This is a genomic window from Chryseobacterium luquanense, assembly GCF_026460945.1.
Lineage (GTDB): Bacteria > Bacteroidota > Bacteroidia > Flavobacteriales > Weeksellaceae > Chryseobacterium > Chryseobacterium luquanense.
Genome location: NZ_JAOVZV010000030.1, coordinates 21,849 through 28,721, shown reverse-complemented (window position 1 = coordinate 28,721; position 6,873 = coordinate 21,849). Strand labels below are relative to the sequence as shown.

The window sequence follows — 6,873 nt, the reverse complement described above, 5'->3', positions numbered from 1 at the left end:
GAACATATACGGTAACCATTACCGATGCAAATGGATGTACAGGAACGGTGGGTGCTACAGTAACTCAATCAAGTGCAGTAGCAGCTCCTACTGGATCAGCAGCACAAAGTTTTAATTTAGGAAATACTTTGAGTGCTTTAGTTGTAGTTGGACAAAATATCAAATGGTATGCTTCCGCTACGGACGCAGCAAACCATACAGGAAGCTTACCAATAACCACAGTGATTGTAAATAACACAACTTATTATGCAACTCAAACAGTGGGAGTTTGTGAGTCTACAGCTTCATTGGCTGTTCTTGCTTACAATGCTAGTTTAAGTGTAGGTAATGCTACAAATCCAAAAGCAGACTTACAGATTTATCCTAATCCGGTAATGGATATCCTTAGCATAAGTGGAGAGGAGAAAATTGTAAAATTTGCGATTTATTCAGCTGACGGTAGAAAAGTTACCGAGAAAACATTAACTAAGGATGAAAGAAGCATTAATGTTCATTCATTAGTTCAGGGAGTTTACTTGCTTCAAGTATTTACTCAAGATGATGTTAAAACATTTAAGTTTATAAAAAGATAGAGTACTTTGTTATAATCAATTTAATAACTTATTTATTAGCCAGCAGCAATTTATTGCTGCTGGCTTTTTATTTTTAACTTAGATCTTAAAAATTGAAATGACAAAAAGTTTTAACGTTATGGATTTAATTTGATAAAGTAGTTTAGAATTTTACCAGCCAGTTGCATGAATTGGTTTTAAAAAATCTTGAATGCCTGCTGTTTATGGACACATGAAGTGTATTTACATTGAGGTTGCCTTTAATATTTTCTAGCAGTAAATAAATTCGGTCAGGAAGTTCTTTTGCTGATGCGTTCAGAAAAATTTTTGAAGCTTTTTTGAGCGCTTTTTGAAAAAATCAACTTTGGCGCTGGTTGTATCATTTTTTTATTTTAAATGAGTTTTATTAGCACCTTATAATTATGTCTTTTCCACCAGCCTATATAATCTTCGAGCTTCTTTATCAACATCTCTGCCACTGCTTTTGTATACGAGAATAAATCATGATTTTAAAATGTTCCTTACTGATTCTATGCATTTTTTCTTAGGAATTTTTTATACAAACTTAGGTTTTATGACGGTTTAGTTTGTACGCCTAAATACAAATTATATTCTGTGATGAGAATTGAGAATTATTTTAGGAACTTTTATAAATATTTATACAAAAATCTTAAATTAAAAAAAGGATAGTCATCTGAAAATGACTATCCTTAATTATTATTAAAGCGTTTTAATCTCTAATTTAAATTCTATTCGGCTTCTATAATTCCGCCTCTAGTTATAATCGGAAGCTGTTCAGTTGCTTCTGAAGCAGTTATAACATCATCAAACTGAACTTTTCTTGCCTGAAGTTTTGAATTTGGAATCTGTTTTAAAATTCTCAGGTGATTCTGGTAATTTCTTATCCCCATAGAAATCTGGAATGAGAAATCAGAAGTTTTATAATCTTTACCATTGTAATTAATGGTTTGAACTCCACCTTTCACATTTTGGAAAAATTCTTTAAACATAGTTGCGTTGTAAGCATTGTTTGAGAAATCTGCAAGATCCAAAGCGTCATAATTGGAATTTAGTGCTGCACGACTGTGGCAAGATATACATGATGCTCTTTGATTATCAACAGGACCGTTCATCCTGCCTCCGATACCAAGGTGTGTAACGTATGCTTGATCCGGGTGGTTTACTGATTTTTCATTTTTTATTAATGAAGGATTGACAATATTTTCTTTGAGCTTATTATTTATAAAGTTGTTTGGAAACTTGTTGATATCATCCAGTTCATCTACATCATTATCCCAGCCAATTCCCACCGGTTCAAGCTTTTCGTACCATTTTTCTCCTTTTTTTGCGTTATTATAAATAAAGGTTCCAAAAGCCCATTGCGTATCTTTGGCTCTGGAATCTTTTACCGCTATGTCTACCTGAATCAATCTTACCTTTTTTATTAATTTACCTGTGATATTTTTCTTTACCGTATTATCATAAATGTGTGCATCCCATTCCAAACTTCCTTTCAAAAAGGGTACTTCCTCAACGGGAGCATCGGTAAAAATGAGTTTAAAACAAACTGTTCCTTCCGGAAAATCAGACGCATCGATGTTTGGAGTTTTCTCTTTCCATACTTTTCCAAAAGTGTATCCACCAGGCTCGTTGTAGAATGAAACTGCCCAGGTTTGTGAAGGATGTGTTTGTAAATCGTGTAATTGACCTGGCTTGGAAGTGATTTCCTGAGTAAGTCCTCTCAATGCTTCTCTTCCTGCACCAACGTACAGTGAATCCTTGTTTGTATTGATAATATACTGATCATCATTATGCATCCACGGAGCGTGATACCATTTTCTGCTTGTATTTTTTTGGACTTTGAAATCATTATCTACATTTTCTTCAAGACAATATTTCAAGACAGTATTCATATAATCCTCATATTTATTTTTATCTGTAAAATTGATTTCTTGCCATGGATATTTAACGTTAGAACCATCATAAGTCTGCGGATAATCTTGGCTGAGTTCAAAAGTTTTCCCTGAAAAGCCATCAGGAACTTTATAGAAGGTATTGTAATCCGGAAAACGATCATTATCGTTCGAAAAAAGTTTTTGAGTGGCAAAAAGTAATTGAGGATCAGAAAGTTTTTCATTCTCTTTACAGCCAACTGCAGCCAGAAATAATAGCATAGAGCAACAGATTGCTCTCGTTGTTTTGGTGTTCATAATTGTTATTGGTTTTTAGTTAAAATAGAAAATGTAATAATATATTTCTCGGTATCAATTTAAATTTTTGATTGTTGAATCACTATAATAATTTAAGTACGTAAATCTTATAACCAACTTTTGTTGATGCGTTGAACAATGTCATTACAATTTTTTATAGATTGATTTGAATTAAATATAATATGATCTTGTCTGTATCGCTGCTGGTGCAGACATGCTGGTGCGAACAGCAAAAGCAGGAGTATCGCCAATCAAAATTTCCATGTCTTCTCTCATTTGATGTATAGAATTTCCATACTTCATCGTCACACGTTTTTTACTTTCTTCTGAATTTAAAAAATGAAGTTTTGTAGGCTGTAAAATATTCCATCGGCAGCCAATTAATTTATCGTCAAATTTTCCGTATTCCGTAATAGGAGAGAAGGCAGATATTTCAGGAATAAGATCCGTAACATCAGCTTCACAAGTGAAAATAGTTTCGTTACTGTTATCAGGATCATTGCAGGTTACCGTCCATGTATTTTGTCCGGGAACATTTAATGATGGAAGATTTGTGGTAAAAGTTGTTTTAAATTTTGGTTCCCCAAACAATTCGATTCCCGCTTTTATAGCCATATCTGCATCGCAGGGAACGTGAACTCTTTTGTGCCCCATTAATTTGGTCTGTTCTTCTCCACGCAAATATTGTTCGGCCGTTACAAAAGCTACAGTATCTTTTTGAGATTCAGGGTAGGAAACGATATTTAATTCGATTTCCTGTGTTGTACTTGCTCCGTTTGGAAATTGCCCGGTATAATTTTGAAAATTAAAGCTTACTAAAGCTTTCCCATCAAAATCTGCGGCGATTAATCCTGTTTTTTCAAGATATTTTACAACTCTTTCTTTTTCAACAAGAAATGCAACTTCAATATTAAATAATGTTGCATAATAGAACGGTAAGCCAAATCCTTCCGGAATCGGCGGTAATTGATTACTCATGGTTTTTAGTTTTTGGTTTTTGAAAAATATAATTCTACGGCATCATAAGACACTGTAGAATTATTTTGTTTAATTAAATTTTAGGCTTTGTGATAAGGGCATCCTGAAGGTGGATTTACACTTTCAATTGAAGCAGGCACTGTCATGCTCATTCCGGAAGGAGCATTAAAAAACTGTTCTTCAATGATTTTTCTCTGATCTGCAGGAATATCTTCAATTTTACGAAGTGTATTTACCTGAATGTGAGGCCAGCTTGTTGTACCGCCATCGTTTCCGAAATCAAATTCAAAGAAAATGATCTGTTCATATTGTAACTGAAGAATTTCTTTTCCATCTTCAATCACTGTTTCAATCCATAAACGGAAATCTATTTCCACAGTCGGAACAAAACGATTAACAAAAGGAACATTTAAAATTCCTCCCTGTGCTCCGGTTTTCATTTTTGATGACATCTGAATAAGAACATAATTGGCAACATTCTGTCCGCTTAATGCATCTCTTAATCGCATATCCGGTCTTACACAATAAGGATATAGCTCATCTGCAAGGATTCTTTGGGTGTAAATTTTGTTTGAACCAGGATCGTTTTGATCTGTTAAAGTTTCATGAACCCAAGCCGGAGCTGGCTCATCAAGGTTGATCGGATTTGTAACACTTGCTCCTGCACCTCCCATTGTTGGTGAAATAGCAAGGTGAGGAGGGTCCCAAGTTGCATTTCCGTAAGGAAATTGCGGAGCACCGTTAATTAAATAATTTGAACCGCTCGGTGCGATATCTCCCAATAAAGTAACTGTACTTCCGTGAGGAATAACCCCGCTTCTTGAAATAGAATAATCAGGAATAAAATAAGGACCAGTAATTCCATCCATTGGCTTTATTTCCTGCGCCGGAATGATTTCATAATATTGCTGTCCTTCTTTTAACTGGCTTAAAAGAATATATGAAGAATTACCGTTTTCGTCTTTTACTTCAACTAATGGTTCGTTTCTGTATTCTCCTTTGTATCCATAATTTTGATAGTCTTCCTGAGAAAAAGCATGAATTCCACGATCTTTTTTAATGGTTTCTTCAGTCGCAGCATAATTGTAGACATCACTTAACCAAAGATACATTCCGTTTTCTTCGTGAATTCCTGCGTATTGTAATTCTGATTGTCCTTCTACTTTATTTACGCTTTTAATGGTTTGATCATATTTTACAGCACCACAGAATAATTCTGTCGCACCGCCACGGTTACGAACACCGCCGGGAACGATTTCGAATGTTAATTTTTCAATATATTCTTCAGTATCAAAACTGAATTTTCCCGGAATTGTATTTTGATTAGTTCCTGGAGAAGGCATTATCGTTGTGTGGATTCCGCTTCCCAAAGATGGCTTGTCAATGTTTTTATTGTAATTCGCATTATAGCTTACCCAGGTTCCATCCAATGCAGCTAAAACACCATAATCAACATTGTTGGCTATTTCGTTCAGATTTTCTTCTCTGAAAGGTCTTACAGGATCGTCAATTAATAGTTTTGAATAGCCATCCATTAATTGTGCTAAATAGCCTTTCTGTTCTTCTGGTGAAGCTTTTAATAATCTTGCGTTAAGATCCTGAATGATCTCTTTTTTTCTTTTTAACATGGTATATTAAGTTTATTAGTTTGAAGGATATTCGAAAGTTGGTCCTGCATTATATTGAGAATTCAGTGGTTGGCTCATTAATCCAATGGCCTGTTCTTTCAATGCATACATATACATCACAGATTTTGGCAATTCTTCCGCGTTTCCTTCCACGGCTGCCTGAATTGCGTCCAATAATTTTTTATAGGTATAATTAAAAGCTTTTCCCTGTGCTAATAATGCAGGATTCGATTGGTAATCTGCAATTTTAGGATTTGGTTTCATAGGATAAGCTGCGCTCCAGTCTACGGGAAGTGGTTTTCCGACAGGTGGAGTGGTGACAGGCATCATTCCGTTTTCGTCGGTGAAAGGTCTGTAATCTCCACCGACATAAAAATGCTCATGGAAAACTTCTTTAAACCTGAAATAATGAGCCAGTTCTGCGCCTTCTTCAAACTGCGAGGGATCCACATCAAAAATAGAATCATCTGCACCTTCACCTTGTCCTTTGATTTCCTGAAAAACCAGAATTACACCTTCCAAACCATCGACCGGATGCAGTTTTCCGCCGCTTCCGTAATACTGTTCTGGACGGATCTGCTTTGCCGGATCTCCTGTGAAAATTCCGCCTTTATTTAATTCTTCAAAATTTTGTGGAAGCGTTCCGTATTCTTTAAAATAAGCAGTAATTTGGAAAACAACAATATAAAAGAATAATACATCGTAATATTCACCAATTGTATGAACATTCTGCATCATAAAATCTTTCATATTTTCTAATGTCCAGAAATTATTTTCCTGCACCGCACTTCTTGAAAGTAAAGTAGAAGTTTCAACTTCAGGAGTGAATTTCGGAGCTTTTACCAAAGGATTGCTCGGACTTTCAATAGCGATAAAAGTAGCGATACTGTTTGATGAAAATGTCTCTAAACCAACGTAGAAATCAACATTCATTGGCAATTTCATTGGATAGCTCGGATAATTCTGAGGTCTGTTTACGGATGGCTGAATGCTTACTGCATTCATTACGTTGCAAACCATGATCATGTGAAGCATTTCTTCTACAGCAACACTTCTTATAATTTGTGAAGCTAAAATATTGGTTCCGTCTTTAATGGAATATAAAGCTGTAAGATAGGGTGGAATTGTAGAATGCTCGATCAAAATTGCAGTCTGCAAAAGATCCTGTAAAATAGGTCTGCAATCCAAATTTGCCAATCCATTTTTAACCTTAGAACCCTGCGTTCTTGAAAGTTCTGCAGTTGGAGTTAATGTAGAAATTTCTGAATTAAATTGTGAACTTAAATATTCATTAAACTCATCAATCTGATTGTTTAATAATAAATTTGTCAGCGTTTTGCTGTGATATTTTAATCCTTCAATCCAGTCTTCTTTACTGATTTTAGAATCAAATAATAATGATTGTAATGAAATTGCTTCTGCAACAATTGTATTTTTAGCTAAAGAACTTCTTAAAAGGTTGTTACTTTCCTGAGGTTCTGTTTTATTGATAAGTCTTTGTCTCAT

5 protein-coding genes are annotated in these 6,873 nt (G+C 34.8%); 1 reads left to right on the top strand and 4 read right to left on the bottom strand.

Annotated elements, in window-relative coordinates:
• Positions 1-572, top strand: a 572-nt coding sequence (locus tag OEA66_RS20050; protein WP_267283084.1) for a T9SS type A sorting domain-containing protein, incomplete at its 5' end; no start/stop codon positions are given.
• A gap of 728 nt (positions 573-1,300) precedes the next feature.
• On the opposite strand, the gene OEA66_RS20045 is transcribed toward OEA66_RS20050, so the two are convergent.
• The 4 genes from OEA66_RS20045 to OEA66_RS20030 form a co-directional block, all read right to left on the bottom strand.
• Complete coding sequence (locus OEA66_RS20045) at positions 1,301-2,761, bottom strand: hypothetical protein (protein ID WP_267283083.1); 1,461 nt, start codon at positions 2,759-2,761, stop codon at positions 1,301-1,303.
• Positions 2,762-2,932: 171 nt separating this feature from the next.
• Positions 2,933-3,739 carry a hypothetical protein gene (locus OEA66_RS20040; protein ID WP_267283082.1) on the bottom strand — a complete coding sequence of 269 codons (807 nt, stop codon included), beginning with the start codon at positions 3,737-3,739 and terminating at the stop codon, positions 2,933-2,935.
• A gap of 80 nt (positions 3,740-3,819) precedes the next feature.
• Positions 3,820-5,367: a peroxidase, FMP-type gene (locus OEA66_RS20035; protein WP_267283081.1), complete on the bottom strand. Its 1,548-nt coding sequence runs from the start codon at positions 5,365-5,367 to the stop codon at positions 3,820-3,822.
• A gap of 15 nt (positions 5,368-5,382) precedes the next feature.
• On the bottom strand, positions 5,383-6,873 hold the full coding sequence (locus tag OEA66_RS20030; RefSeq protein ID WP_267283080.1) for a ferritin-like domain-containing protein: 1,491 nt from the start codon (positions 6,871-6,873) through the stop codon (positions 5,383-5,385).

Coding starts and splice junctions, on each gene's coding strand:
- OEA66_RS20030 (WP_267283080.1), bottom strand. CDS start 6,873: ATGAGACAAAGACTTATCAATAAAACAGAACCTCAGGAAAGTAACAAC.
- OEA66_RS20035 (WP_267283081.1), bottom strand. CDS start 5,367: ATGTTAAAAAGAAAAAAAGAGATCATTCAGGATCTTAACGCAAGATTA.
- OEA66_RS20045 (WP_267283083.1), bottom strand. CDS start 2,761: ATGAACACCAAAACAACGAGAGCAATCTGTTGCTCTATGCTATTATTT.
- OEA66_RS20040 (WP_267283082.1), bottom strand. CDS start 3,739: ATGAGTAATCAATTACCGCCGATTCCGGAAGGATTTGGCTTACCGTTC.